The organism is Paenibacillus gyeongsangnamensis (genome assembly GCF_027533625.1).
Taxonomy (GTDB): Bacteria; Bacillota; Bacilli; order Paenibacillales; family NBRC-103111; genus Paenibacillus_G; species Paenibacillus_G gyeongsangnamensis.
Window position 1 is genome coordinate 1 of record NZ_JAQAGZ010000065.1, and the last position, 2,235, is coordinate 2,235.

The 2,235-nt window shown below is 44.4% G+C and carries 1 protein-coding gene and 3 rRNA genes; 1 reads left to right on the plus strand and 3 read right to left on the minus strand.

Going from position 1 to position 2,235, the window contains the following annotated elements:
* Window positions 1–208: ribosomal RNA gene (locus O9H85_RS37315) — 16S ribosomal RNA — on the minus strand; the annotation flags it as partial.
* Window positions 209–776: 568 nt separating this feature from the next.
* Between O9H85_RS37315 and O9H85_RS37320 the strand changes: the two genes are divergently transcribed.
* A complete protein-coding gene (locus tag O9H85_RS37320; protein ID WP_269886371.1) occupies window positions 777–1,529 on the plus strand; it encodes a 3'-5' exonuclease in 753 nt (250 codons plus the stop codon).
* A 308-nt stretch (window positions 1,530–1,837) separates the two neighbouring features.
* On the opposite strand, the gene rrf is transcribed toward O9H85_RS37320, so the two are convergent.
* Both rrf and O9H85_RS37330 read right to left on the minus strand, forming a co-directional pair.
* Window positions 1,838–1,954 (minus strand): 5S ribosomal RNA (gene rrf, locus O9H85_RS37325).
* 118 nt (window positions 1,955–2,072) lie between these two features.
* Window positions 2,073–2,235: ribosomal RNA gene (locus O9H85_RS37330) — 23S ribosomal RNA — on the minus strand; the annotation flags it as partial.

Below are 2,235 nucleotides of genomic sequence, written 5' to 3' on the forward strand. Positions count from 1 at the left end.
AGCTTGCGCCGTGTTTCATGATTCCTCCATGCGGAGAAACCAGCTATCCGGTCTTAGCTACCGTTTCCGGTAGTTATCCCGGTCTTACAGGCAGGTTGCCTACGTGTTACTCACCCGTCCGCCGCTAACCCCGAAGGGTCCGCTCGACTTGCATGTATTAGGCACGCCGCCAGCGTTCGTCCTGAGCCAGGATCAAACTCTCCAATAAAGGTAAATCTTTATCGAACAGAGCTGATTAAGCTCAAATCTTAATGCTGACGAGAATTTTCATTCTCTTATTGCACTCACTCGTTGTTCAGTTTTCAAAGAGCAATTCGTTTCTTTCGTTTCACCGTACCGTTCTCACGGCCGGATTCACAATGTACCATATCGCTTCTCATTTTGCAACTGCTTGTTTTATCCAATCAGAGGATTGCCCTGACGACCAGATCGACAATTTGTTACATCAGACAGCGAGGATCACTATACCATACTTCTTCGCCGCTTTGCAACTATTTGTTTATCCAATCAGAGGTTGATCCTGTTGACCAGACGCAATTCGTTACATCAGACAGCGAGGTACAATATATCATAAATCCTATCGGTTTGCAACAGAATCATTTATTCTATAAAATAGACTGATGCATAGCGACAAGAGATAACTCTATCATATAGACATGAATAGTTCAAGTCCCAACTTTTAGACATACGCTGACTTATCGCTTATTCCGTGTGGTAATCAAATTCTATAGGAAATCGAAATGATTCATGTTATGGTAGAAGAAAGGAGTGACAATATGAATTACATTGTTCTAGACCTGGAATTCAACGGAAGAAGACATTACAACGTTTATCCTATGGAAATTATAGAAATCGGTGCAGTAAAGCTAAATGAAAAGCTTGAAGTCATAGATACCTTTCAGAGCTATATCCGCCCGCTCTACCCTATCAATCAATTTGCGTTGCAGTTTTGCAGGATCCCCAAAACAACGCTTCTAAATAGCGATCCATTCACTAAGGTGATTTCACGTTTTATCGATTTTTGCGGTACAGATTACACTATGTTGGCTTGGGGCGGGAGCGATTTTTTCAATTTGTTTGTGGATTGCAAGGTTAATAATGTAGCAAGCGATTGGCTGGTTAACTTACTGGATTTCACCTCCTTCTTCGAGGGAGGCCTGCAGCAGGCCCTTGCCGAGCACTCGCTAAGCCCAATAGGCCAGCACCACTCCGCATTGGATGATGCCTTGAATGCCGCCCAATTATTAAAGCTAAAGCCTGATCTTTTGCAATCGGAAAAGTATTTTGTACCGAATCATTTTAAGATCTGCACCGGTGGTATCAAAAAGTGGATAAGCCTATGCCTAGAGCAAGCCAAAAAACAAGGAAAAATTCTAACTTGGGATTCCTTTAAAGAGGACGATAAGACCAAAACCTATTTTTCCGTTATGCACCTTACCCCTGAAGAAATTAATATGGTTAAGACTTTGTTCAACAAATTCTTTAGCATGACCTATGGCCGAAAATCCAAAAAGTTGCAAACCGTCTAAGACGATTGCAACTTTTTTTGTGCCTATTAGCTCCAAACGTTTAGCCGGTCCTGCTCCTGGATCGCTCCATCCTCATCCAAATCAACATGCTGGTTCTGATCATTCGTTCTTAAGCCACTGCGAGGATGAGCTTCTAGATCTTCCTGGACTTTTGACACGTCCTGCTCTCGTGTATCCATAGACGTCACCTCACTCTGCTCTTCTTTACGTGTTCATTGTTTCTTGTTTCAAGCCATGCTATTCATCTCAATATTTCCATAAAAAATAAGCCCGTCCGAATTTTGATCGGACGGGCTTATTTTCCGCTAGCTTGGCGACGTTCTACTCTCCCAGGACCCTTCGGTCCAAGTACCATCGACGCTGGAAGGCTTAACGTTCGTGTTCGGGATGGGTACGCGTGGTTCCCTTCCGCCATCGTCACCAAACCTGCGCTTGCGCGCTTCAGAGCTTTCGCCCTGAAAACTGGATCGAAACATCGTATCTTTCGCTGAGTAATCTTGCTTTTGCTATGCTTCCGATGTGGTTTTGCTGTCGCAAAACCTGTAGGATAAGCCCTCGACCGATTAGTATTCGTCAGCTCCACACGTTGCCGCGCTTCCACCCCGAACCTATCTACCTCGTCGTCTACAAGGGGTCTTACATACTGGGAAATCTCATCTTGAGGGGGGCTTCACGCTTAGATGCTTTCAGCGCTTATCCCGTCCGT

Bases quoted from the DNA above. Each gene is read 5' to 3' on its own strand.
- O9H85_RS37320 (WP_269886371.1), top strand. From the start codon at position 777: ATGAATTACATTGTTCTAGACCTGGAATTCAACGGAAGAAGACATTAC.